This is a genomic window from Bradyrhizobium canariense (genome assembly GCF_900105125.1).
Lineage (GTDB): Bacteria > Pseudomonadota > Alphaproteobacteria > Rhizobiales > Xanthobacteraceae > Bradyrhizobium > Bradyrhizobium canariense_A.
This window is the reverse complement of sequence record NZ_LT629750.1, coordinates 1,038,679-1,060,796: the sequence shown is the minus strand read 5'-3', so window position 1 is coordinate 1,060,796 and position 22,118 is coordinate 1,038,679. Positions and strand designations below refer to the sequence as shown.

Sequence of the window (22,118 nt, the reverse complement as noted above, 5' to 3'; positions counted from 1 at the left end):
ATCTTCCCCAGAGCGCTTTCGCTGTCCTATCACCCGCATCAACCCTTGTCGAGATTACCTGCGGCGTAGCGTCGATAGGTGCATTTGTCAGGAATCTTACTGCCGGCTGAGCCTCACGGAATAAGTCTGTGTTGTCGGAGTTCTTGTTGCTGATACGTCTACCGAACAACGAGGAAGGGATACTGTCATGACGTCAAGAACGTTCGCCGCGCTCGCCGCGACAGTCTTTGTTTGTACCAGCTCGCTGGCATTTGCGCAGATGACCCCGGCCAAAATCGCAGACACGCCTAAAGGCAAAGCGTTGGTGGATAGCAAGGGTATGACCCTCTACACCTTCGACAAGGATGCCAGTGGAAAGTCGATGTGCAATGGCCCGTGCGCGGATAACTGGCCGCCTTTGATGGCCGGTGCCGACGCCAAGGCGATGGGCGACTGGACTGTTGTCACGCGTGACGACGGCAAGATGATGTGGGCCTATAAAGGCAAGCCGCTCTACGCTTGGAAAAAGGACAGCGCCCCCGGCGACACGACCGGCGACGGTTTTAACAATGGCGTGTGGCATATCGCCAAACCCTGACCCGCCAAGCAGGTGCGGGATTGCCTTACTCACACCTGTCGAGATCGCGCACAGGCCCCGACAAGCATTGCATGGACCCAACTTCCTGCCTTCCCGTACCCCTACCCTTTTACCCGAAAAGACGATCGTTACGGTAAACACAACCCGAAGTGGCCAAATACCAATCATTTCGCAATTTGCTCGAATTTTGAACAATCGTTGCTGAAATTGATGACAAGGCAAAAAAGATGGTCTACCAATACGGGCTCAGGCTAGCCGCAAGGTTGAAGTCTGGTGGTCCAAGTCTCGGGAGGAGCCCTGACGCGCACAAGCAGCGTCGCCCCGCCAATCAAGATCAAATCTAATTTTCGGGGAAATAGGGTCGACACAATTTTTAGAGCAGGGCCCGCGCCCTGCTCTTTTTTTCGAGATGTTTTCAAAGATTCTCGCAAAAAATCGCGCAAAGATTTTCGCGTCTCGACATGACCAATCCGATTCAGCGCAGCTTCGAACTTGCCGCCGAACGGTGCGAGAATCTGACCCCGCGGGTCTACCGCCGGCTGTTTCGCGAACACCCCGAAGCCGAAGCGATCTTCCGGAGCGAGGGCAGCGATCTCGTCAAAGGTTCAATGCTCGCGCTGACCATCGACGCCATCCTCGATTTTGCCGGCGAGCGCAGCGGCAACTTCCGCCTGATCGAATGCGAGGTATCGTCGCATGACGCCTACGGCACGCCACGCGAACTGTTCGTCGCGTCCTTTGGCGTGATCGCGAACGCCCTGCGCGGGGTGCTTGGAGCCGACTGGTCGGCCGAGATCGAGAACGCCTGGCAGGAACTGCTGCAAAAGATCGAAGGTATCGTCGCTGCAAGCGAAGCCTGAACAGGATCGTTTTGCGTTGCGGTGAAGGATCGATACCAAATCCTCTATCCCAAGATGCAGCAGGTGGCGCGAGCGTCCCGATTGTGAGACACTTCCTTCTTCCGCGGCGCGTGCAATGACGCCGTCGGTGAAAACATTAAAACATGGGAGCGAGCGATGTCCGGGACTGACAAATCCTCAACGACAAGGCGCGATCTTCTTCAGGCCGTGGCGACCGCAGGCGCGGCAACCGCCTTGATTGGCGGCTTGGGCGTGAGCCCCGCGTTAGCAGCGGAAATGGGACGTTCAGAGAAACCGCTGAAGGCGGCGTTTTCCAACGCGGGCCTGCAGGCTACCTGGTGTGCCCAAGGCAAGCAGGCAGCCGAATGGTGGGGCAAGTTGTTCAACGTCGAGGTCACCTGGTTCGACGGCCGGCTCGATGCCGTCAAACAGCGTGCCGCGATCGACAACATGGCCTCGCAGAAATGGGACTTCGTCGCCATCCAGGCGTTCGGCATCGGCACGCTGACCCAGCCGGTGCAGAAGATGATCGATGCCGGCACCCCCGTCATCGACATGGATACGTTGATCGCGCCGCTTGACCAGATCAACGTTCACTCGTTTCTCGCGCCCGACAATGAGTTCATGGGCGCCTCGGTCACGCAGGCGCTCGTCAATGCCATCGGCGGCAAGGGCAAGGTCATCATGACGCAAGGCGCGCTCGGCCACACCGGTGCGCAAGGTCGCGCCAAGGGCTTCAACACGGTCGTCAAGCAGTTCCCGAACATCGAGGTACTCGATACCCAGCCGGCGGATTGGGACGTGTCGAAGACGGCACGGCTATGGGAGACCTATCTCACCAAATACCCGCAGATCGACGCGGCCTTCTTCCATAATGACGACATGGCGCTCGCCGCCTACAACATCATGAAGGCGCATAATCGCACCAACATCCTGATCGGCGGGGTCGACGCCATGCCGCCGGCGATCCAGGCGGTGAGCGAAGGCCGCATGTTCGCGACCGTGCGCAATCCTTCGTGCCGCATCCATGGCGGCGCCATCGTCGCCGGCGTCGCCGCCGTGACCGCGGGTGAAAAGAGCGGACAGGGCATCCCGAAAAGCGTCGTGACGGACGGTCCGGTCGTGACCAAGGCCAACGCGCCAGGCATGCAGTGGATGGAGGATCACTTCCTGATCTGAGCTGTTATGCCGCAAGGCCGCTCACCCATCCTCGAACTGGAGCAAATCACGAAGGCCTTCGGCGGCGTCGAGGCGCTCCGGGGGGTCGACTTCGCGCTCTCGGCCGGCGAGATCCATGGTCTTGTCGGCGAGAACGGGGCCGGCAAGAGCACGCTGATGAAGATCATCGCCGGCGTGCATGCGGAATTCTCTGGCCGTTTCATGCTGGATGGCCGGGAGACCCGCTTTCGATCGGTGCGTGACGCGCGTGCGGCGGGCATCGCCATGGTGCATCAGGAGCTCAGCGTGGCGCCCGATCTGTCGGTGGCTGAGAACGTGTTTCTTGGCGCGCAGCCGACCAATCGCCTGGGTCTCGTGCAATGGCGGCGCATGGCGCGCGAAGCCGGCGAGCAACTCGCCAAATTCGGCATCGACGTGGATCCGCTTGCGCGGCTCGGCGACCTGCCGATTGGCCTGCAACAATTGATCGAGATTGTCCGCGTCCTGTTCTCCGGGGCGCGCATCATCATCCTCGACGAGCCGACCTCGGCTCTCTCGCCGCCGGAGGTGGAGCGCCTGTTTTCGACCTTGCGACGGCTGCGGGACGAGGGCACCGGCATTGTCTTCATCTCCCATTTCATCGAGGATATCCTGCGCGTCTCGGACACGGTGACGGTGTTCCGTAACGGAAGGAAGGTCGCCGAGGCGGCGGCCACTGCGACCAGCAAGGCCAGCCTGATCGAAGCGATGATCGGCAAGGGTGGCGAGGCGCTGGAAGAGACCTATTCAGACGATATCACGCTGCCGCCGCCGGGCGATCGTCCGGCGGTCTTGAAGGCCGACAAGCTCTCGCTCGCCCGCAGCCTGCAGGACATTTCGTTCGAGGCGCGTGCCGGTGAAGTACTCGGCATCTATGGTTTCATGGGATGCGGGCAGCTCGAACTGGCGCGGATACTGTTCGGCAAGATCAAACCCGACGGCGGCGCGCTGCTGGTGGACGGCAACCAGAAGGCCTTCCACAGCACGGCTGCGGCCCGGCGGGCCGGTATCGCCTTTGTTCCCGAAAGCCGCCGCGCCATGCTGTTCCACCAGGAGCCGGTCTACAAAAACATCTCGATCAGTATCCTTGACCGCATTTCCGCCCTCTGGCTCAAGCCGTCGCGGGAGCGGTCGATCGCTACGCGGCAGGTCGAACAATTGCAGATCAGGCCGCCGGTCGTCGGTCTCGATCTCGGCATGCTGTCCGGCGGCAATCAACAGAAAGTGGCGCTTGCGAAATGGCTGACCTATCCGCCGCGTCTCCTGGTGCTGTGCGAACCGACGCGCGGCATGGATGTCGGCGCCAAGAACGACGTCATCCACATCATCCGCGACCTCCGCGCCAAGGGGCTGGCCATCATCGTGCTGTCGACCGAACCGGAGACGGTGCTGTCGCTGGCCGATCGCATCCTGGTGCTGAAACGTGGCGCGGTGGTGCGTGAATTCGCGGGCGAAGTGGTCAGCAAGGACCGCCTGCTGGAAGCGGCCTAGACTATTTGTTTTGACGTGGAGACGCATGATGGTGACCAGCGAAGGCACGGCAGTCCCGGCGGCGGACCGCAAGCGCCCGCGCGGCCTCGGCGTGTTCCTGCGCTCCCAGATGCGCAATATCGCGCCGTTCCTGACGCTGATCTGCCTGAGCGGCTTCTTCGCCGCCGCGAGCCCTTCTTTTGCGACGCTCGACAATGTCGGCAACATTCTGACCCAGGTTTCGGTCACGGGCATCATCGCCGTCGGCCTCACCTTCGTGATCCTCTGCGCCGAGATCGATTTGTCGATCGCGAGCATCGCCAACGTCACCGGCATAGCGGTCGCCTATTTCACCCAGCAGGAAGCCTACGTGAACATCGCCAACATCCCGATGGCCGGGTGGGCCGCGATCCTGCTGGCGCTGACGCTCTGCGCGCTGCTCGGTCTCGTCAATGCGCTCGGACTGACCATCATCGGCATTCCGTCCTTCATCATGACGCTCGCGATGATGCAGATCGCAGCCGGCATATCGGCGCTGCTGGTGCGCGGGCAGATCGCCTACAAGGTGCCGGACGTCGTGACAACGCTCGGATCGTCGTCGATCGGCGGCGTGCCCTGGATCGTGATCGTTGCTGCGCTGATGCTGCTCGCCGGCCATCTTGTGCTGACCTATACCCGCTTCGGCCGCTACGTTTACATGGTCGGCGGCAACCGCGAGGCAGCAGAATATTCCGGGCTCAACGTCAATCTGATCCTCGGCAGCGTCATGGTCATCTCAGCGGTCTGCTCGGGCATCGGCGGCATGCTGGGTGTCGCTCATTTCGGCAGCGCCCAGCAGAACGAATTCGACACCTATCTGCTCGACTCGATCGCTGCCGTGGTGGTCGGTGGCACCAGCCTTTTCGGCGGGCGTGGCGGCATCGGCAATACCATTGTCGGCCTGTTCGTACTCGGCGTCCTCAACAATGGGCTTGATCACGTCAACATCGATAGCTTCCTGAAGATATTGATCCGCGGCCTCATCCTGCTGGCGGCGCTGGTCATCAACGTCTATGCGCAGAGGTTTCGGGCCAGGACAGTCGAATGAGGCTACGGTTGAATCAGCCCCTCGAATAGTTGCGTCCCCTCACCTGTCGAGGTCCGGTTGCCAATCGCGCACCTCGCGCGCCGCCTTCGTCACCGCGCCGATCGTGCGAAAGGACGGCGCGTCTACCATCATCGCACGCGCGAGACGCAAGCTTCGTGCCTCGCAGATTGCCCGAAGCCGCGGATCTTCGATCCACTCGAAATCAATATTGTGCGCCAGGCCAAGGATGCGGCGGATGATCTTCGCGGCCGAAAATCCCACCATATCCTGGAACAATCTGTCCATGTAGGCCCGTCGTTCGGCCTCCAGCCGCGCCGCGCCGGCCTCGCCGGAGAACAGCGTTGCAGCATACGCATCACCATTGGCCTCGTCACGCCAAAGCCCAACGAATTTTCGGGAAAACTCCGCCCACACGTTTTCGATCGTTTCCAGCACCCATGCCTCGAACGAGCGCCGTTCGCCCGGTGCGCGCTCGTGGCCGGCCGAAGCCAGATAGCTCATGATGAGATTGCCGATGACCGCGCCGAGATCAAATCCCATCGGGCCGTAGAACGCAAACTCAGGATCGATCACTCGCGTCTCGTTTTCCGTCACCATGATCGATCCGGTGTGGAGATCACCGTGAACAAGCGCTTCAGGAGAAGCCAAGAACTTGAGCTTGAGACGGGAGACCGCGACATGCAGGTCGAGATCTTCGCGGAAGTGGGCTGCGGTCGCATCGAGCCAGGGCGAAGTCCAGCGGTTCTGCTCGGCCTGGAAATAAGGGTCCGTGAAGATCAGATCCTCGGTGATCTTGCACAGCGCGTGGTTTCCTGAAAATGCCGCGATGCCTTCCTTCTTCTGCGCGGCCGGAACTGCCAGGTCGGAACTGAGGAACAGCGTGCGCGCCAGAAAGGTCGTCATGTGATCGACGAAGTGCGGATAACAGGTCCCGGAGACAAGCCCCTTGCGCATGATAATGTGGGGTTCAAGCAGCTCCATGGCGATCAGGGCGAGAGCTTCATTGTGGTGAAGCACGGCCGGTACCAGACCGGGCGCCAAACGGGCCTGATGCACAAGCGCCAGATGCTCGTAGTGCGAGCGCGACAACGGTAGCGGCCAGCTCTCGCCGACCAGACGCACATAGGGAAGCGCCTGCTTGACGGCAATTCCGCCTTTCGTTCCTCTTACGATGAACACGAGGTTGAGGTTGCCGTCACCGACCTCGCTGATCGACCAACCTCCGGGCGATCCACCCAGGAGGGCGGCGACCTCAGGGAGTTCTGCAAGGTAGTCTCGCAGGTCTGTGTCGCGGAGAATTCGGTATTCGTCCTGTCCGAGGGCGCCCAATGGTCGCTGCTGTGAATTCATTCGCTGCGTCCGGTGCTTTAGCGGGACTTGCGATCTCACTCCCGCTCGAGGAAATTCGAGCCGATATCGGCCTTCTTCTTGATCGGATCGTAGTCGCAATAGACGCCATCGGCGACCAGCGTATAGCTCGCAATCACCGTGTACTTGTCGAGCTTGACCGAATTCAATCCGATGACGGAGGTGTTCTTGCCGGTATTCCATTTGAACGGCGTCGAACTCTCTGCCTTTTCACAGGCCGCGACCGCTTCCGCGAAGACGTGGCCTTCGACGAAGGTTTTCACGGTGCGGAGCTCCGTCGCTATTTTCCATTCCACGTAAAACGCCGCGCCGAGGCCTGCGACAATCACGACCAGCAGTCCGACAATGGTTCTTTGAAAAGTCATTTCGCTTCCCCCGGGCGCAAAAGAATTGCGGTAATTATAGTGTTTTCGAGCAAAGTGGGTACCGGTTCGCGTAAAGAAAACGCGTCAAAATAAAGGATAGAGCCTCGGTTCAATCCGAACCGAAGCTCTAGAACGGCATCCCCATCAGTCGCGAAAGCCGGTCGACGTTCAAATACCCTGCATCATAAGCAAGCCACGCGGCGGCGAAAAACACCGCCGAGATTATCGTGGTCCAGATCAGCTTGCGGCCCATCAGCGTCGCAACGGGCGCGCCGGGATCGGTGCCGGGGGCGCCCTCGCCATCCTCATGCTGGCTGCGCACGCCGAACGGCAATGTCAGAAACAGCACGATCCACCATACGACGAAGTAGATCGCGAATGCGGTCGAGATTGTATAGACCATGGGCTCAGGCCTGTTCGATTTCGACGAGTGCGCCGGAAAAATCTTTCGGGTGCAGAAACAGCACCGGCTTGCCGTGAGCGCCGATCCTGGGCACGCCGTCGCCGAGCACCCGCGCGCCCTCCTTGATTAGCCTATCGCGCGCCGCGATGATATCGGGCACATCATAGCAGATGTGGTGGATGCCACCGTCGGGATTGCGTTCGAGGAATTTGGCGATCGGCGAGGATTCGCCGAGCGGCTGGATGAATTCGATCTTGGTATTGGGCAGCGTCACAAACACAGTAATGACCCCGTGCTCCGGCAGCGGCACCGCCTCGGAAATATCGGCGCCGAACGTCGCGCCGTAGATCCTGGCGGCTTTCTCGGCGTCCTTGACCGCGATCGCTACATGATTGAGCCGGCCCAGCATGACACTCCTCCACTTTATCGTTGGCGCGTGTTCTGCGTCACACCTTCAAAACATGAACGAGGCAGAGCGGCTTCTTGCCCCACTGCTCGTTCAACGTCGCGCGCACTGCGCGGCGCACCGACTCCGCCGTTGCGTCGGGATCGCGCCGGCGCGCTCGCGGCAGCCCTTCGACGGTCGACACCACCGCGTCGAAAACGATGTCGTCGAGCGGCTCGCCGGCCATATTCTTCTCGGGTATGCCGACGAGATCAACCTCTGGATCGTCGACGAGTTCGCCCTTTTCGGTCATGGCGATCGCCACGAAGACACAGCCGGCAAATCCCATCCGCCGCCGTTCGACCACCGCGCGCGACTTGGAATCCTCGAGGATCGAGCCGTCCTTGTAGAGCCGTCCCGATGGTAATTGATCGATGATGCCGGGCTCGCCCGGCCCCAGCTTGATCAGATCGCCGTTGCGGCAGATCAGGACCTTCGGCACGCCGGCCGCGCGCGCCAGGCGCGCATGTTCGGACAGATGCAGCGCCTCGCCATGAACCGGGATCAAGAGCTGGGGCCGGACCCATGAAATCATGTCACGCAACTCGTCGCGTCGCGGGTGACCCGAGACATGAACGAGATGGGTGCGGTCGGTGATGACCTCGATACCCTGACTGACCAGGCCGTTGATGATGCCGCCTACCGCCTTCTCATTGCCCGGGATGGTGCGCGAGGAGAAGATCACGCAATCGCCCTTGTTCAGCGTCACTTCCGGATGATCGTCATTGGCGATGCGCGCCAGCGCCGCGCGCGGTTCGCCCTGGCTTCCGGTGCAGAGCGCCAGCACCTTGTCCGGCGGAAAATGACCGTACAGATCCGCCCCGCGGAAATTCTGCACGCCGTCGAGATGACCGGTCTCGCGCGCCACCTGCACCACGCGCTCCATGGCTCGGCCGACCACCACCACCTCCCGGCCCGCAAGGCGCGCCGCGTCCGCAACTGCGCGCAGCCGCGCGACGTTGGAGGCAAACGTGGTCACGGCGACGCGGCCTTTCGCAGCCTTGACGAGTTCAGCGATGGTTTTGGCGACTTCGGCCTCCGACGGCGAGCGCCCTTCCCGCACGGCGTTGGTGGAGTCGCCGACCAGCGCCAGCACGCCGGCGTCGCCGAGCTCGCGCAATCGCCGTTCGTCGGTCGGCGGGCCGATGATCGGCGTCGGATCGATTTTCCAGTCGCCGGTGTGCAGCACGGTACCGGCTTCGGTGTGGATCGCCAGCGCATGGGACTCCGGAATCGAATGCGCAACCGGAATGAATTCGACATTGAACGGGCCAAGGTCGATGCGGCCGCCGGATGGCACCACAGTGACCGGAATCTTCGGCGGATTACGCTCGGCCGCGCATTTGGCCTCGAACAAAGCGGCACTGAACTTGGTTGCATAAATGGGGCATTGCAGCCTCGGCCACAGGTCGATGATGGCGCCAAAATGGTCTTCGTGGGCGTGCGTCAGCACCAGGCCGACCAGGTTCTTGCGTTGTTTCTCGAGGAAACTGATGTCGGGCATGATGAGATCGATGCCGGGCAGATGCTCCTCATCGCCAAACGACACCCCGAGATCGACCGCGAGCCACGAGCCCTGATGGCGATTGCCGAGGCCGTAAATCGACAGGTTCATGCCGATCTCGCCAACGCCACCAAGCGGCGCGAAGGTCAGCTCATCAGGCCGCGCCATCAAGTTGCTCCCACAGAGGCCGCTGAGCCGAAATAGACGTCACCGGCGGCGACTGGCACAAGCCTGCCGTCCGATGTCCTGACGATCATGCAGCCGCTCTCATCCAGCGTCTCAAATGTGCCCTCCAGCGGCGAACCGCCGGTCTGGATCGCGACCCTTTCGCCAAGCCCGGCCGCGCGCTGCAACCAGAGTTTTCGGATCGCATCAAAGCCGCGGCCATCGTCCCAGATGCCGCGAAACTCCACCCAGGCATCCGACAGCACGGCGAACAACTCCTCTGCGCCAATCTGGACGCCGAGTGCAGCCAGCGAAGTCGCGGGCGTTGGCGTACCCTCCGGCGCGGCAACGACGTTGGTGCCGATGCCCACCACCACTGCCAGTCTGTTGCCGGCCACCGCCTCGGCTTCCAGCAGGATGCCGGCAAGCTTCTGCTTTCCCGCAAGAACGTCATTGGGCCACTTCAACGAGAACTTCAGCTGGTCCGATCCGGCTGATCTCAATGAAGCCTCGACGCTGACCCGTTGCAACGCCGTCTCAAGTGCAAGCCCGGCGGCAAAGCCCAAGGTCGCGGCCACCGCGGGCGATACGTCGATCATTTCCAGGATGCTGCCGGCGAGATTACCGCGCGGCGCGATCCAGGAACGGTTGCGCCGGCCGCGGCCGGCCGTCTGCTCCGACGTCACGAACCACATCGGACCAAGCACGCCGTCGCGCGCAAGCGCCATGGCTTCCGCATTGGTCGAGCCGATCTGGTCGAAGGCGGCGAGCCGGTAACCCGCCGATGTAGCTCGCGGACCGAGCGAGAATGTCATCTCAAGGCGAATCCGGCTTTGCTAAAAGCCATTTGGGAGCCGATGTTTTTGTTTAGGCATGATCTTCTCCGAGAACCGGGACCCACTTTCGGGATCACGCCCTAAAAAAGCGATTTCGCTGCGACCGTCGCCGCGCTCACCAGCGGTCCGGGATAAACGAAGAAAAACAGATTGAAGAGGCCTGCGACCGCCAGCACCGTGCGCAATTCCACGCGGATCGGATCGAGCTTGGCAAGCGGCTCGTCGAAATACATCACCTTGACGATGCTGAGATAGTAAAATGCACCGACCACGCTGGTGAGGACGCCGATAACGGAGAGCGTGAACAGCCCCGCCTTGATCGCCGCGACGAACACATAGAACTTTCCGAAGAAGCCCGCCAGCGGCGGAACGCCCGCCAGCGAAAACAGCAGCATCGCAAACATGAAAGCGACGAGCGGATTGGTGCGCGACAACCCCGCAAAGTCGCTAATGTTTTCAACATGCTGGCCGTTTCGCTTCATGGTCAGGATCACCGCGAACGTGCCGAGTGTCATCGCCACATAGATCGCGATATAGACCAGCACGCCCTGCGCACCCTCGGCTGTTCCCGCCGCAAGGCCGACCAGCGCGAAACCCATATGACCGATCGACGAATAGGCCATCAGCCGCTTGATGTTCTTTTGTCCAATGGCCGCGAACGATCCCAGCGCCATCGAGGCGATCGAGACGAACACCACGATCTGCTGCCATTGCGGGACGATGCCGGGAAATGCCGTGAGCGTCACGCGGGTGAACACCGCAAGCGCGGCAACCTTCGGCGCGGACGCAAAGAAGGCCGTTACCGGCGTCGGCGCGCCCTCATAGACGTCGGGCGTCCACATGTGGAACGGCACCGCCGACACCTTGAAGCAAAGTCCCGCGAGCAGGAACACCAGGCCGAACACGATGCCGATGCTGCCGGTCTTTGTGACCGCCGCGATACCGGCGAAGCTAACCGTACCGGTGAAGCCGTAAATCAGCGAGGCGCCGTACAGCAGCATGCCCGACGACAGCGCACCGAGCACGAAATACTTCAGGCCGGCTTCGGTCGATTTGGCATTGTCGCGGTTACTCGCCGCGACCACGTAAAGCGCAAGGCTCATCAACTCGAGCCCGAGATAGAGCATGATCAAATCGCCGGCCGAGATCAGCACCATCATGCCAAGCGTCGAGAGCAGCACGAGAATGGAATATTCGAAGATGCGCCGCGACGGATCGGCGAGAAATTCCAACGACAGGAGCAGCGTTGCTGCCGAACCTATCAGCGCCAGGATTTTCAGGAAGCGGGCAAAGCTGTCGACAATGAAGCTGCCGCCGAAGGTGGTGAGCTTTCCGGCCGGCAGCGCCAACTCCAGCACGCCGGTGGCAACCAGGAGGCAAATCGCAAGGCCGGTGATCAGGCTTGTCGCCTGCTGGCCCCGATAGGCCCCGATCATCAGCAGTGCCATGGCGCCGGCGGCGAGCACCAGCTCCGGCAATACCGGCAGCAACTGATAACCTGCACTCTCAAAGCCCATGGCGTTATCCCGATCTTGAGCCCCGGTTCTGATCCAAATCAGCCCCGAGGCTCTCTCCTCTTAGTTTGACGCGTTTTCTTCACGCGAACCGGCTTCCAGTTCGCTCGAAAACGCTTTGAACTCACTGCAGCAGCGCGGCGGCCTGCGTCGTCAGCGCGTGGCTGTAATTGGTAACGAGTTGCTGCACGGACGCCGCCGACATGTCGAGCACCGGCTTCGGATAAACGCCGAATAGGATGGTGAGCGCCACCAGCGGCATCAGCGTCAGGCATTCACGGAACGTGAGGTCCTTGATGGTGGCCAGCGACGGCTTCACCAGCGCGCCGAACACCACCTTGCGATAAAGCCACAGCGCGTAGGCCGCCGACAGGATCACGCCCGTGGTGGCGAAGAATGCCGTCGGCAGCGACACCTTGAAGGTGCCGAGCAGCGTCATGAATTCACCGACGAAGCCTGACGTGCCGGGCAAGCCGACATTGGCCATTGTGAACACCATGAACACCAGCGCATAGAGCGGCATGCGATTGACCAATCCGCCATAGGCGGCGATTTCGCGGGTATGCATGCGGTCGTAGACGATGCCGACACAGAGGAACAGCGCGCCCGACACGATGCCATGCGAGATCATCTGGAACACGCCGCCGGCGACACCCTGCATGGTGCCTGCAAAAATACCCATCGTGACGAAGCCCATATGGGCGACCGACGAATACGCGATCAGCTTCTTCATATCCTCCTGCATCAGCGCCACCAGCGAGGTGTAGATGATGGCGATGGTCGAGAGCGAGAAGATCAGCGGCGCAAAGTAATGCGAGGCCAGCGGGAACATCGGCAGCGAGAACCGCAGGAAACCGTAGCCACCCATTTTCAGCAGGATCGCAGCAAGGATCACCGAGCCCGCGGTCGGCGCCTCGACATGCGCGTCCGGCAGCCAGGTATGAACCGGCCACATCGGCATCTTCACCGCGAAGGAAGCAAAGAACGCGAGCCACGCCCAGGTCTGCAAGCTCCGCGGCACGGCGGTGTGCATCAGCGCCGGAATGTCCGTGGTGCCGGCGTTCCAGTACAGCGCCATGATCGCCAGCAGCATCAAGACCGAGCCAAGAAACGTGTAGAGGAAGAACTTGAAGCTGGCATAGACCCGGCGCGGTCCGCCCCACACCCCAATGATCAGGAACATCGGGATCAGGCCGCCTTCGAAGAACAAATAGAACAGCACAAGGTCGAGCGCGGAGAAGGTGCCGACCATCAGCGTTTCCAGGATCAGAAACGCCATCATGTATTCGCGCACCCGCATCGTCACCGATTTCCAGCTCGCAACGATGCAGAACGGCATCAAGGCAGTGGTCAGGATCAAGAACGGCAACGAAATTCCATCGACGCCCATGTGATAGGTGATGGCGTTGGCGAGCCATGGCGCCTTTTCGACGAACTGGAAGTCCGCTTGCGCCGGGTCGAAACGCATCACCAGAATGAGCGACACGGCGAAGGTCACGATCGTCGACCATAACGCGATCCAGCGCGCGTTTCGGGCTGCGGCCTCGTCGTTGCCGCGCGCCAGCACGTAAATCAGGAGCGCGCCGACCGTGGGCAGGAAGGTGACGACGGAGAGAATGGGCCAGGTAGTCATCACTGGCCTCCCACGCCGAACATGAACCAGGTGATCAAGCCGGCGACGCCGATCAGCATCGCGAAGGCGTAGTGATAGAGATAGCCGGTCTGCAGCTTCACGACGTTGCGGGTAACGTCAAGCACCCACGCCGAGACCCCATCGGGACCGAAACCGTCGATGATATAGCCGTCGCCGAACTTCCACAGGAAGCGTCCAATCCGTTTCGCCGGGCGGACGAAGATCAGATCGTACAGTTCGTCGAAATACCATTTGTTGAGCAGGAACTGGTAGAGCATCGGTTGTTGGCTCGCGAGCTCCTCCGGCAAATAAGGCCGGCGGATATAGAAGAGGTAGGCGACCGCCAGACCCAGCACCATCATGATAAAGGGCATGAATCCGAGCAGACGCGGCATATGCTCCATGTCCTCGAAGATCTGCGGGTTCATCTTGAGCGAATCCCGGAAGAACTCCTCGGCGCCATGGCCGACGAACAATTCCTTGAACGGGAAACCCGCCAGGATCGAACCGGCTGCCAGAACGCCGATCGGGATCAACATCCAGATCGGGCTTTCATGCGCCGCCTCGTAATGCTCCCGATCGTGCGGCTCTCCGAAGAAGGTCTTGAAGATCAAACGCCAGGAGTAGAACGAGGTGAGACCCGCGGCCCCGACGGTCAACAGATACGCGTAGGTCGAGAATGGATTATGCGACGCATAGGCAGATTCGATGATCGCGTCCTTGGAGAAGTAGCCTGCAAACAGCGGGAAACCCGTCAGCGCCAGCGTGCCGATGCACATCACCGTAAATGTGTAGGGAATCTTGCGCCAGAGGCCGCCCATCTTGCGGATGTCCTGCTCGTGATGCATCGCATAGATCACCGAGCCGGAGCCCAGGAACAGCAGCGCCTTGAAGAAGGCGTGCGTGAACAGATGGAACATGCCGACGGAATAAGCCCCCGCGCCCATCGCCACGAACATGTAGCCGAGCTGCGAACAGGTCGAATAGGCCACGATGCGCTTGATGTCGTTTTGCACGAGGCCGATGGTCGCCGCGAAGAAAGCGGTGGTCGCGCCGAAGAACATCACCACGGCCTGCGCATTCGGCGACAGCTCAAACAACGGCGACAGCCGCGCCACCATGAACACACCGGCCGTGACCATGGTCGCGGCGTGGATCAACGCCGAGACCGGCGTCGGGCCTTCCATGGCGTCCGGCAACCAGGTGTGCAGCAGGAACTGGGCCGATTTGCCCATCGCACCCATGAACAAGAGCACGCAGGTCAGCGTCAGCGCATCGGCATGCCAGCCGAAGAAATCGATGGTCTTGCCGGTCAACCCCGGTGCGCCCGCAAAGATGGTTTCGAAGTCGGTCGAGCCAATCAGCGCAAAGATCGCGAAAATGCCGAGCGCAAAACCGAAGTCGCCAACGCGGTTGACCACGAAGGCCTTGATCGCCGCCGCGTTCGCCGACGGCTTCTGGTACCAGAAGCCGATCAGGAGATAGCTCGCGAGACCGACGCCTTCCCAGCCGAAGAACAGCTGCACCAGATTGTCCGATGTCACCAGCATCAGCATCGCGAAGGTGAACAGCGAAAGATAGCCGAAGAACCGCGGCCGGTTCGGATCCTCGTCCATGTAGCCGATCGAATAGAGGTGGACGAGCGACGACACGGTGGTCACCACCACCAGCATCACCGCCGTCAGCGTATCGACCCGCAGCGACCATGCGACCTGAAGGTCGCCCGAGTTGATCCACTGGAACAGCGCGATCCGCACGTCGTGATGCATGAATCCGACGTCGAAAAAGGTGATCCAGGACAGTACGGCTGAAACGATCAACAAGCCCGTCGTGATTAGCTCCGCCGCGCGCGATCCCTGGGCCGGCGGCTCGACGGCATGATGGTCGTCGTGGCCGTGATCATCATGCGCGTCGGGTTCATGGGTCGTGGCATGGATAACGCCTGCATCCTCATTGACCGGCACCGCGCCGTGCGCGTGCCCGTCGTCGTGATGCTCGACCACGTCGCCGCTCGGATTGCGCGCATGCGCACCGAAGATCGCGATCAGCCCCGCTAGCACAGCGCCGATCAGCGGCAGAAAGACGATTGCCTGAACCATGATCGGGTTAGCCCTTCATCAGATTGACGTCTTCAACCGCGATCGAACCGCGGTTGCGGTAGTACACCACCAGCACCGCGAGACCGATCGCAGCTTCGGCCGCGGCCACCGTCAGCACCAGCAGCGCGAACACCTGGCCGACGATATCGCCGATGAACGTCGAGAACGCCACCAGGTTGATATTGACCGCCAGCAGGATCAGCTCGATCGACATCAGGATGACGATGATGTTCTTGCGGTTGAGGAAAATGCCGAGAATTCCAAGCGTGAACAGGATGGCGCCGACGGCGAGGTAATGTCCAAGACCGACCGTCATTGCACCCACTCCGCCGCGTCCGTTTCCTGCAGGCCCTGCCCCGACGCGACCTTGCGGATGCTCATCGCGAGTTCCGGCGTCCGCGCGTTCTGCACATTGATATCCTGCCGCTTGACGCTGGCCTTGTGGCGCAGCGTCAGCACGATGGCGCCGATCATCGCAACCAGCAGCACCATGCCTGCGATCTGGAAATAGTGAATGTATTTGGTGTAGAGGACGAGCCCGAGCGCCTCGGTATTGCTGACATTGGCCGGGATCGCCGACGTGATGGATTTGGCGACACCGGGATTGATCACCCAGCCGCCTCCGACCAGCAGCAGTTCCGCCAGAAATATCCCGCCGATCACGAGCCCGATCGGCAAATATTCGCTGAAGCCTTCGCGCAGTTCGGTGAAATCGACGTCGAGCATCATGATCACGAACAGGAACAGCACGGCGACCGCGCCGACATAGACCACGACCAGGATCATCGCCAGGAATTCGGCGCCCATCAGCACGAACAGGCCGGAGGCGTTGACGAAAGCCAGGATCAGATACAGCACGGAATGCACGGGATTGCGCGACACAATCACCATCACGGCGGATGCAACGCAGATGCCGGCAAACAAATAGAAGAACAGCGCGGGAAGGATCATCGGTTATCCCCCGTCATGCCGGGGCGCGGACACAGTCCGCGAATCCGAAATCTGGAGGTCACAGTGCGAGATACCGGGTTCGCGCGTCGCGCGCCCCGGAATGACGTGGAGATGTGGCGTGCGATCATGCCCTCACCTCACCGGTACGGCGCGTCGAGTTCGATTGCTTTTGCAATCTCGCGCTCCCAGCGGTCGCCGTTGGCGAGCAGTTTCGCCTTGTCATAATAGAGTTCCTCGCGGGTCTCGGTCGCGAATTCGAAATTTGGTCCCTCGACGATGGCGTCGACCGGACAGGCTTCCTGGCACAGGCCGCAATAGATGCATTTCACCATGTCGATGTCGTAACGCACGGTACGGCGGGTGCCGTCATTGCGGCGCGGGCCGGCCTCGATGGTGATGGCCTGCGCCGGGCAGATCGCCTCGCACAGCTTGCAGGCGATGCAGCGCTCTTCGCCGTTCGGATAGCGGCGAAGCGCATGCTCGCCACGGAAGCGCGGCGAGATCGGCCCCTTCTCGAACGGGTAGTTCAGCGTCGGCTTGGGCTGGAAGAAATAGCGCATGGCGAGAAAGAACGCCGACACGAATTCAGACAGCAGCAGCGAGCGGGCTGTGGCGTTGATGTTGACACTCATAGCGACCTCATTTCGGCGCGATCCCCGCGAATTGCAGCACGCCGGCGACAATCACCACCATCGCCAGTGACAGCGGCAGGAACACCTTCCAGCCGAGCCGCATCAGTTGATCGTAGCGGTAGCGCGGCACGATCGCCTTCGCCATCGCAAACAGGAAAAACATGAAGAAAACCTTCAGCGCGAACCAGATCACCCCTGGCACCCAGGTGAACGGCGGCAGCGCGATCGGCGGCAGCCAGCCGCCCAGGAACAGGATCGTCGCCATCGCGCACATCGTGGTGACCGCGACATATTCGCCGAGCATGAACAACAGGTACGGCGTCGAGCCGTATTCGACCATGAAGCCCGCGACCAGTTCGGATTCGGCTTCGACCAGATCGAACGGCGGACGGTTGGTCTCCGCCAACGCCGAGACGTAGAAGATCACGAACATCGGAAACAGCGGCCACACGTACCAGTTCAGGAATGTCAGTTGCGGCAGGCCGATCAGGCCGCCGAAACCACGGGTGTTCTGCGCTTCGACCACGCTCGAGAGATTGAGCGATCCCGCGCACAAAAGCACCGTGATGATGACGAACCCGATCGAGACCTCGTAACTCACCATCTGCGCCGCCGCGCGAAGCGCGGCCAGGAACGGGTATTTCGAGTTCGACGACCACCCGGCCATGAGGATGCCGTAGATCGACAGCGAGGAGATCGCAAAGATGTAGAGCACGCCAACATTGATGTCGGAGATCACCCAACCGAGATTCATCGGGATCACGGCCCAGGCCGCCAGCGCCAGCACGCACGACACCAGCGGTGCCAGCAGGAATACGCCCTTGTTGGAGCCGGCGGGAATAGTCGGCTCCTTCAGCACGAATTTCAGCAGGTCGGCAAAGGATTGGAACAGACCGAATGGGCCGACCACGTTGGGGCCGCGCCGGATCTGCACCGCCGCCCAGATCTTGCGGTCGGCCAAGAGGATATAGGCGATCGCGATCAACAGCACGACGAGCAGCAACAGGCTCTCGGCGACCATGATGATCAGCGGCCACAACGTACTGGTCCAGAATTCAGCCATCAGGTCACGCTCACTCGGCTGCCGTCAGCATGTGTCCGGAAGCCAGGCGGGAGCACTCCGCCATGACCGCAGACGCGCGCGCGATCGGGTTGGTCAGGTAATAATCCTCGACAGAGGTCTTGAATGGCGCTTTTTCGACACTGCCACTCTTGCCAGCCAAGGTCTTCAGATCGGCCGCGTTGCCGGCTTCGATCTGGTCGACCCGCATCAGATGCGGCACCGCCTTGAAGATCGCCTGCCGCAACGCGCCAAGGGAATCGAAGGGCAGCTTCTTGCCGAGCGGGTCCGACAGCGCGCGGATGATCGCCCAGTCCTCGCGGGCGTCTCCCGGCGGAAACGATGCGCGATTGGCCATTTGCACCCGGCCTTCAGTATTGACGTAGAGCCCCTGCTTTTCGGTGTAAGCGGCCCCCGGCAGGATGACATCGGCGCGGTGGGCGCCACGGTCGCCATGGGTGCCGATGTAGACCACGAAGGTGCCATCCGGCACTTTGATTTCATCGGCGCCGAGCAGGAACAGGACGTCGAGCGTGCCGAACGTCGTCATCTGCGCCGCGCTCAAGGCCCCTGCTCCGGCCGCAAAGCCGATATCGAGCGCGCCAACGCGCGAAGCCGTGTCCTGCAGCACGCCGAAACCGTTCCAGCCGTCCTTGAGCGCGCCGAAACTGTTCGCGACTTTTGCGGCGAGCGCCAGCACCGCAGCGCCGTCATGCCGCGCGAACGCGCCAGTACCAACCAGCACGATCGGATTCTTGGCGCCCTTGAGCACATCGGCAAAGGAGTGCTTGCCGGCGGCCAGATCGCTCAGGGAATCCGTGCCAGCGCCGACATAATCATAGGGATAGGTAAGGTCGGTCTTGGCGCCGATCACGCCGATCTTGAGCTGACCGCTGCGCCAGCGCTTGCGGATGCGCGCGTTGAAAACGGCCGCCTCCTTGCGCGGGTTCGAGCCCACGATCAGAAGCGCATCGGCCTGATCAATGCCCGCAATGGTCGGGTTGAAAATATAGGAAGCGCGACCGGCCTTCGGATCGAAGGCCTCGCCGCCCTGCACGGCCAGATTGGCCGAGCCGAATTTCGCCAGCAATTCCTTCAGCGCGAACATCTCTTCGACCGCCGCAAGATCGCCCGCGATGGCGCCGATCCGCTTGCCGTCGATGCGGCCGACCTTCGCCGCGATCGCGCCGAACGCCTCGGACCATGACGCCGCACGGAGCTGGCCGTTCTCCCGGATATAGGGACGGTCGAGCCGCTGCGTCCGCAAGCCATCGACGATGTGGCGGGTCTTGTCGGAGATCCACTCCTCGTTCACCGCTTCGTTGACGCGCGGCAGGATCCGCATCACCTCGCGGCCGCGGGTGTCGACCCGGATCGCGGAGCCAACGCCGTCCATCACGTCGATCGACTGGGTCTTGCCCAGTTCCCACGGTCGCGCCGCGAACGCATATGGCTTCGACGTCAGCGCACCGACCGGGCAGATATCGACGAGATTGCCCTGCAATTCCGACGTCAGCGCGGTTTCCAGATAGGTGGTGATTTCCATATCCTCGCCGCGGCCGGTCGCGCCCATTTCCGGCGCGCCGCAGACTTCGGCGGAGAAGCGCACACAGCGCGTGCACTGGATGCAGCGGTTCATCGAGGTCTTGACCAGCGCGCCCAGATATTTGTCCTCTACCGCGCGCTTGTTCTCGGCAAAGCGGCTGGTGTCGACGCCGTAACCCATCGCCTGATCCTGCAGGTCGCACTCGCCGCCCTGGTCGCAGATCGGGCAATCCAGGGGATGGTTGATCAGCAGGAACTCCATCACGCCTTCGCGCGCCTTTTTCACCATCGGTGAGCGCGTCGAGATTTCCGGCGGCTCGCCCTTGGGACCGGGACGGCAATCACGAACACCCCAGGCGCAGCTTGCGACCGGCTTCGGGCCGCCCTTCACTTCGACCAGGCACATCCGGCAATTGCCGGCGATCGACAATCGCTCGTGGTAGCAAAAACGCGGAATTTCAGCGCCCGCGGCCTCGCACGCCTGCAGCAGCGTATATTCCGCGGGAACATCGATCTCTTTGCCATCGACGATGAGTTTGGTCATTGCTGTCTCAAGTCTTTCCCAGCTGGCAGTCAGGTGGTGTAACGCTGGCGGTCTTCATGGACGCCTTCACCCATTGCTGGGTGTCGGCGCTGTAGGTCGCGAGATAGGCCGGCTCGGCCGTATTCTTCTCACAGAGAAACGGCAGATGCGGCCTCAGATCGTAGTTGCAGGACGCCTGCCATTCGGGCCGGCCGGCAAAGGCGGCAATCGCTTCCTCGCAGGCATAAAGGAAATAGGAGACAAAGCTCTCATATTGAACCCTGTCGTCACGGCTGCCGATCTTGATCGCATCGTAATCCGGCGCCGAGAATTTCGGATTCTTGAACGCCAGATCGGTATAGCCAAGGAAGGCCTGCCGCGCACTCGCCGCGCGATTATTGGCGCGGATCTCGTTGATCTGAAACAGGATCGCCACAAAGCCGAGCAAGGCTACGGCCGCCTGCGCCATCTGCGCCAGCGTTCCGTATTTCTGCCACCAGAACATGCTCGCTTGCGACATCAAGATCACTCCGCCGCGATCATATGCGCGGGATCGAGAATGCCGGCATCGTCGATATCCGCCTTATGCGAATATTCGGCGATGCGTTCTTCGATCTCGTGACGGAAATGCGCGATCAGACCCTGGATCGGCCATGCCGCGGCGTCGCCCAGCGCGCAGATGGTGTGGCCCTCGATCTGCTTGGTAACCTCGAGCAGCATGTCGATCTCGCGCTTGTGCGCGCGGCCCTCGGCCATGCGCGTCAGCACCCGCCACATCCACCCGGTGCCCTCGCGGCACGGCGTGCATTGGCCGCAGCTCTCGTGCTTGTAGAAATAGGAAATGCGGGCGATGGCCCGGATCAGGTCGGTCGACTTGTCCATCACGATGACGGCGGCGGTGCCGAGACCGGAGCGCAGCTTGCCCAGACTATCGAAATCCATCGGCGTATCGATGATCTGCTCGGCCGGCACCATGCGCACCGACGAGCCGCCTGGGATCACCGCCTTGAGATTGTCCCAGCCGCCGCGGATGCCGCCGCAATGGCGCTCGATCAGCTCGCGGAACGGGATTCCCATCGCCTCTTCGACATTGCAGGGGCGCTCGACATGTCCGGAAATGCAGAACAGCTTGGTTCCGACATTGTTGGGCCGGCCGATGCCGGCAAACCACGACGCGCCGCGCCGCAGGATATCGGGCGCAACCGCGATCGACTCGACATTGTTGACGGTGGTCGGACAGCCATAGAGCCCGACATTGGCCGGAAATGGCGGCTTCAGCCGCGGCTGGCCCTTCTTGCCTTCGAGGCTTTCCAGCAGCGCCGTTTCCTCGCCGCAGATATAGGCGCCGGCGCCGTGGGCCACGTAGAGGTCGAACGGCCAGCCGTTGATATTGTCCTTGCCGATCAGCTTGGCCTCATAGGCCTGATCGACCGCGGCCTGCAGATGTTCACGCTCGCGGATAAATTCGCCGCGTACATAGATGTAGCAGGCGTGCGCGCCCATCGCGAAGCTGGCGATCAGGCACCCCTCGACCAGAAGATGCGGATCGTGCCGCATGATCTCGCGGTCCTTGCAGGTGCCGGGTTCGGACTCGTCGGCGTTGACCACAAGATAGCTCGGCCGGCCGTCAGTCGATTCCTTCGGCATGAACGACCATTTCAGCCCGGTCGGAAACCCGGCCCCGCCGCGGCCGCGCAGACCCGAGGCCTTCATCTCGTTGATGATCCAGTCGCGGCCCTTGTCGATGATCGCCTTGGTGCCATCCCAGGCGCCGCGGCGGCGCGCGCCTTCGAGACCCCAGTCCTGGAGGCCGTAGAGGTTCTTGAAAATGCGATCCTTGTCGTCGAGCATGACTGCAAACTTCCCGATCAGCGATTGGACTGC

Annotated in this window: 21 protein-coding genes; 5 read left to right on the top strand and 16 right to left on the bottom strand. The window is 61.5% G+C overall.

What is annotated here, in order from left to right; translation table 11 throughout:
- The first annotated feature begins 187 nt into the window (after window positions 1-187).
- The 5 genes from BLV09_RS05285 (at window position 188) to BLV09_RS05265 (ending at window position 5,191) form a co-directional block, all read left to right on the top strand.
- Complete coding sequence (locus BLV09_RS05285) at window positions 188-577, top strand: COG4315 family predicted lipoprotein (protein ID WP_100382089.1); 390 nt, start codon at window positions 188-190, stop codon at window positions 575-577.
- A gap of 461 nt (window positions 578-1,038) precedes the next feature.
- The gene (locus BLV09_RS05280; RefSeq protein ID WP_146686542.1) at window positions 1,039-1,437 is read left to right on the top strand and encodes a globin; all 399 of its coding nucleotides are present in this window, start codon (window positions 1,039-1,041) and stop codon (window positions 1,435-1,437) included.
- A 156-nt stretch (window positions 1,438-1,593) separates the two neighbouring features.
- On the top strand, window positions 1,594-2,616 hold the full coding sequence (locus BLV09_RS05275) for a sugar ABC transporter substrate-binding protein (RefSeq protein ID WP_146686541.1): 1,023 nt from the start codon (window positions 1,594-1,596) through the stop codon (window positions 2,614-2,616).
- Window positions 2,617-2,622: 6 nt separating this feature from the next.
- On the top strand, window positions 2,623-4,125 hold the full coding sequence (locus BLV09_RS05270) for a sugar ABC transporter ATP-binding protein (RefSeq protein ID WP_100382092.1): 1,503 nt from the start codon (window positions 2,623-2,625) through the stop codon (window positions 4,123-4,125).
- A gap of 25 nt (window positions 4,126-4,150) precedes the next feature.
- A complete protein-coding gene (locus tag BLV09_RS05265) occupies window positions 4,151-5,191 on the top strand; it encodes an ABC transporter permease (RefSeq protein WP_433994382.1) in 1,041 nt (346 codons plus the stop codon).
- A 39-nt stretch (window positions 5,192-5,230) separates the two neighbouring features.
- Here the strand turns inward: BLV09_RS05265 and mtnK are convergent, their stop codons facing one another.
- The 16 genes from mtnK to nuoF form a co-directional block, all read right to left on the bottom strand.
- The gene (gene mtnK / locus BLV09_RS05260) at window positions 5,231-6,541 is read right to left on the bottom strand and encodes an S-methyl-5-thioribose kinase (RefSeq protein ID WP_146686540.1); all 1,311 of its coding nucleotides are present in this window, start codon (window positions 6,539-6,541) and stop codon (window positions 5,231-5,233) included.
- A gap of 35 nt (window positions 6,542-6,576) precedes the next feature.
- Complete coding sequence (locus BLV09_RS05255; RefSeq protein ID WP_146686539.1) at window positions 6,577-6,924, bottom strand: hypothetical protein; 348 nt, start codon at window positions 6,922-6,924, stop codon at window positions 6,577-6,579.
- A 127-nt stretch (window positions 6,925-7,051) separates the two neighbouring features.
- Entirely contained in the window at window positions 7,052-7,327 is a 276-nt protein-coding gene (locus BLV09_RS05250) for a DUF1467 family protein (RefSeq protein WP_146686538.1), read from the bottom strand.
- Between the two features lie 4 nt (window positions 7,328-7,331).
- A complete protein-coding gene (gene mce / locus BLV09_RS05245) occupies window positions 7,332-7,736 on the bottom strand; it encodes a methylmalonyl-CoA epimerase (RefSeq protein ID WP_146686537.1) in 405 nt (134 codons plus the stop codon).
- A gap of 37 nt (window positions 7,737-7,773) precedes the next feature.
- Window positions 7,774-9,444, bottom strand: coding sequence for a ribonuclease J (locus tag BLV09_RS05240; RefSeq protein WP_100382098.1), 1,671 nt, complete (start codon window positions 9,442-9,444; stop codon window positions 7,774-7,776).
- Complete coding sequence (locus BLV09_RS05235) at window positions 9,444-10,256, bottom strand: biotin--[acetyl-CoA-carboxylase] ligase (protein ID WP_146686536.1); 813 nt, start codon at window positions 10,254-10,256, stop codon at window positions 9,444-9,446. Before BLV09_RS05235 ends, BLV09_RS05240 begins: the two co-directional genes overlap by 1 nt.
- A gap of 101 nt (window positions 10,257-10,357) precedes the next feature.
- Window positions 10,358-11,794 carry an NADH-quinone oxidoreductase subunit NuoN gene (gene nuoN, locus BLV09_RS05230; protein ID WP_100382100.1) on the bottom strand — a complete coding sequence of 479 codons (1,437 nt, stop codon included), beginning with the start codon at window positions 11,792-11,794 and terminating at the stop codon, window positions 10,358-10,360.
- Window positions 11,795-11,915: 121 nt separating this feature from the next.
- On the bottom strand, window positions 11,916-13,424 hold the full coding sequence (locus tag BLV09_RS05225; RefSeq protein WP_100382101.1) for an NADH-quinone oxidoreductase subunit M: 1,509 nt from the start codon (window positions 13,422-13,424) through the stop codon (window positions 11,916-11,918).
- On the bottom strand, window positions 13,424-15,523 hold the full coding sequence (nuoL, locus tag BLV09_RS05220; RefSeq protein ID WP_146686535.1) for an NADH-quinone oxidoreductase subunit L: 2,100 nt from the start codon (window positions 15,521-15,523) through the stop codon (window positions 13,424-13,426). The genes BLV09_RS05225 and nuoL overlap by 1 nt, the downstream gene beginning before the upstream one ends.
- A gap of 7 nt (window positions 15,524-15,530) precedes the next feature.
- Window positions 15,531-15,839, bottom strand: coding sequence for an NADH-quinone oxidoreductase subunit NuoK (gene nuoK / locus BLV09_RS05215; protein WP_100382103.1), 309 nt, complete (start codon window positions 15,837-15,839; stop codon window positions 15,531-15,533).
- Entirely contained in the window at window positions 15,836-16,474 is a 639-nt protein-coding gene (locus tag BLV09_RS05210; protein ID WP_100382104.1) for an NADH-quinone oxidoreductase subunit J, read from the bottom strand. The genes nuoK and BLV09_RS05210 overlap by 4 nt, the downstream gene beginning before the upstream one ends.
- A 137-nt stretch (window positions 16,475-16,611) precedes the next feature.
- On the bottom strand, window positions 16,612-17,106 hold the full coding sequence (gene nuoI, locus BLV09_RS05205) for an NADH-quinone oxidoreductase subunit NuoI (RefSeq protein WP_100382105.1): 495 nt from the start codon (window positions 17,104-17,106) through the stop codon (window positions 16,612-16,614).
- 7 nt (window positions 17,107-17,113) lie between these two features.
- Window positions 17,114-18,169 (bottom strand): NADH-quinone oxidoreductase subunit NuoH, encoded by a 1,056-nt coding sequence (gene nuoH / locus BLV09_RS05200; RefSeq protein WP_100382106.1) that lies wholly within the window; start codon window positions 18,167-18,169, stop codon window positions 17,114-17,116.
- Window positions 18,170-18,179: 10 nt separating this feature from the next.
- Entirely contained in the window at window positions 18,180-20,255 is a 2,076-nt protein-coding gene (gene nuoG / locus BLV09_RS05195; protein ID WP_146686534.1) for an NADH-quinone oxidoreductase subunit NuoG, read from the bottom strand.
- A gap of 7 nt (window positions 20,256-20,262) precedes the next feature.
- Window positions 20,263-20,754 (bottom strand): hypothetical protein, encoded by a 492-nt coding sequence (locus BLV09_RS05190; RefSeq protein WP_146686533.1) that lies wholly within the window; start codon window positions 20,752-20,754, stop codon window positions 20,263-20,265.
- A 5-nt stretch (window positions 20,755-20,759) separates the two neighbouring features.
- Window positions 20,760-22,085 (bottom strand): NADH-quinone oxidoreductase subunit NuoF, encoded by a 1,326-nt coding sequence (nuoF, locus tag BLV09_RS05185; RefSeq protein ID WP_100382109.1) that lies wholly within the window; start codon window positions 22,083-22,085, stop codon window positions 20,760-20,762.
- Window positions 22,086-22,118 lie beyond the last annotated feature (33 nt).

Excerpts from the sequence above, each read along its gene's own strand:
- BLV09_RS05265 (WP_433994382.1), top strand. The coding sequence starts at position 4,151 with ATGATGGTGACCAGCGAAGGCACGGCAGTCCCGGCGGCGGACCGCAAG.
- BLV09_RS05250 (WP_146686538.1), bottom strand. The coding sequence starts at position 7,327 with ATGGTCTATACAATCTCGACCGCATTCGCGATCTACTTCGTCGTATGG.
- nuoG (WP_146686534.1), bottom strand. The coding sequence starts at position 20,255 with ATGACCAAACTCATCGTCGATGGCAAAGAGATCGATGTTCCCGCGGAA.
- nuoN (WP_100382100.1), bottom strand. The coding sequence starts at position 11,794 with ATGGGCTTTGAGAGTGCAGGTTATCAGTTGCTGCCGGTATTGCCGGAG.
- nuoI (WP_100382105.1), bottom strand. The coding sequence starts at position 17,106 with ATGAGTGTCAACATCAACGCCACAGCCCGCTCGCTGCTGCTGTCTGAA.
- mce (WP_146686537.1), bottom strand. The coding sequence starts at position 7,736 with ATGCTGGGCCGGCTCAATCATGTAGCGATCGCGGTCAAGGACGCCGAG.
- nuoL (WP_146686535.1), bottom strand. The coding sequence starts at position 15,523 with ATGGTTCAGGCAATCGTCTTTCTGCCGCTGATCGGCGCTGTGCTAGCG.
- BLV09_RS05285 (WP_100382089.1), top strand. The coding sequence starts at position 188 with ATGACGTCAAGAACGTTCGCCGCGCTCGCCGCGACAGTCTTTGTTTGT.
- BLV09_RS05240 (WP_100382098.1), bottom strand. The coding sequence starts at position 9,444 with ATGGCGCGGCCTGATGAGCTGACCTTCGCGCCGCTTGGTGGCGTTGGC.
- BLV09_RS05210 (WP_100382104.1), bottom strand. The coding sequence starts at position 16,474 with ATGATCCTTCCCGCGCTGTTCTTCTATTTGTTTGCCGGCATCTGCGTT.
- BLV09_RS05190 (WP_146686533.1), bottom strand. The coding sequence starts at position 20,754 with ATGTCGCAAGCGAGCATGTTCTGGTGGCAGAAATACGGAACGCTGGCG.
- BLV09_RS05225 (WP_100382101.1), bottom strand. The coding sequence starts at position 13,424 with ATGACTACCTGGCCCATTCTCTCCGTCGTCACCTTCCTGCCCACGGTC.
- BLV09_RS05280 (WP_146686542.1), top strand. The coding sequence starts at position 1,039 with ATGACCAATCCGATTCAGCGCAGCTTCGAACTTGCCGCCGAACGGTGC.
- BLV09_RS05270 (WP_100382092.1), top strand. The coding sequence starts at position 2,623 with ATGCCGCAAGGCCGCTCACCCATCCTCGAACTGGAGCAAATCACGAAG.
- nuoH (WP_100382106.1), bottom strand. The coding sequence starts at position 18,169 with ATGGCTGAATTCTGGACCAGTACGTTGTGGCCGCTGATCATCATGGTC.
- BLV09_RS05255 (WP_146686539.1), bottom strand. The coding sequence starts at position 6,924 with ATGACTTTTCAAAGAACCATTGTCGGACTGCTGGTCGTGATTGTCGCA.
- BLV09_RS05235 (WP_146686536.1), bottom strand. The coding sequence starts at position 10,256 with ATGACATTCTCGCTCGGTCCGCGAGCTACATCGGCGGGTTACCGGCTC.
- mtnK (WP_146686540.1), bottom strand. The coding sequence starts at position 6,541 with ATGAATTCACAGCAGCGACCATTGGGCGCCCTCGGACAGGACGAATAC.
- nuoK (WP_100382103.1), bottom strand. The coding sequence starts at position 15,839 with ATGACGGTCGGTCTTGGACATTACCTCGCCGTCGGCGCCATCCTGTTC.
- BLV09_RS05275 (WP_146686541.1), top strand. The coding sequence starts at position 1,594 with ATGTCCGGGACTGACAAATCCTCAACGACAAGGCGCGATCTTCTTCAG.
- nuoF (WP_100382109.1), bottom strand. The coding sequence starts at position 22,085 with ATGCTCGACGACAAGGATCGCATTTTCAAGAACCTCTACGGCCTCCAG.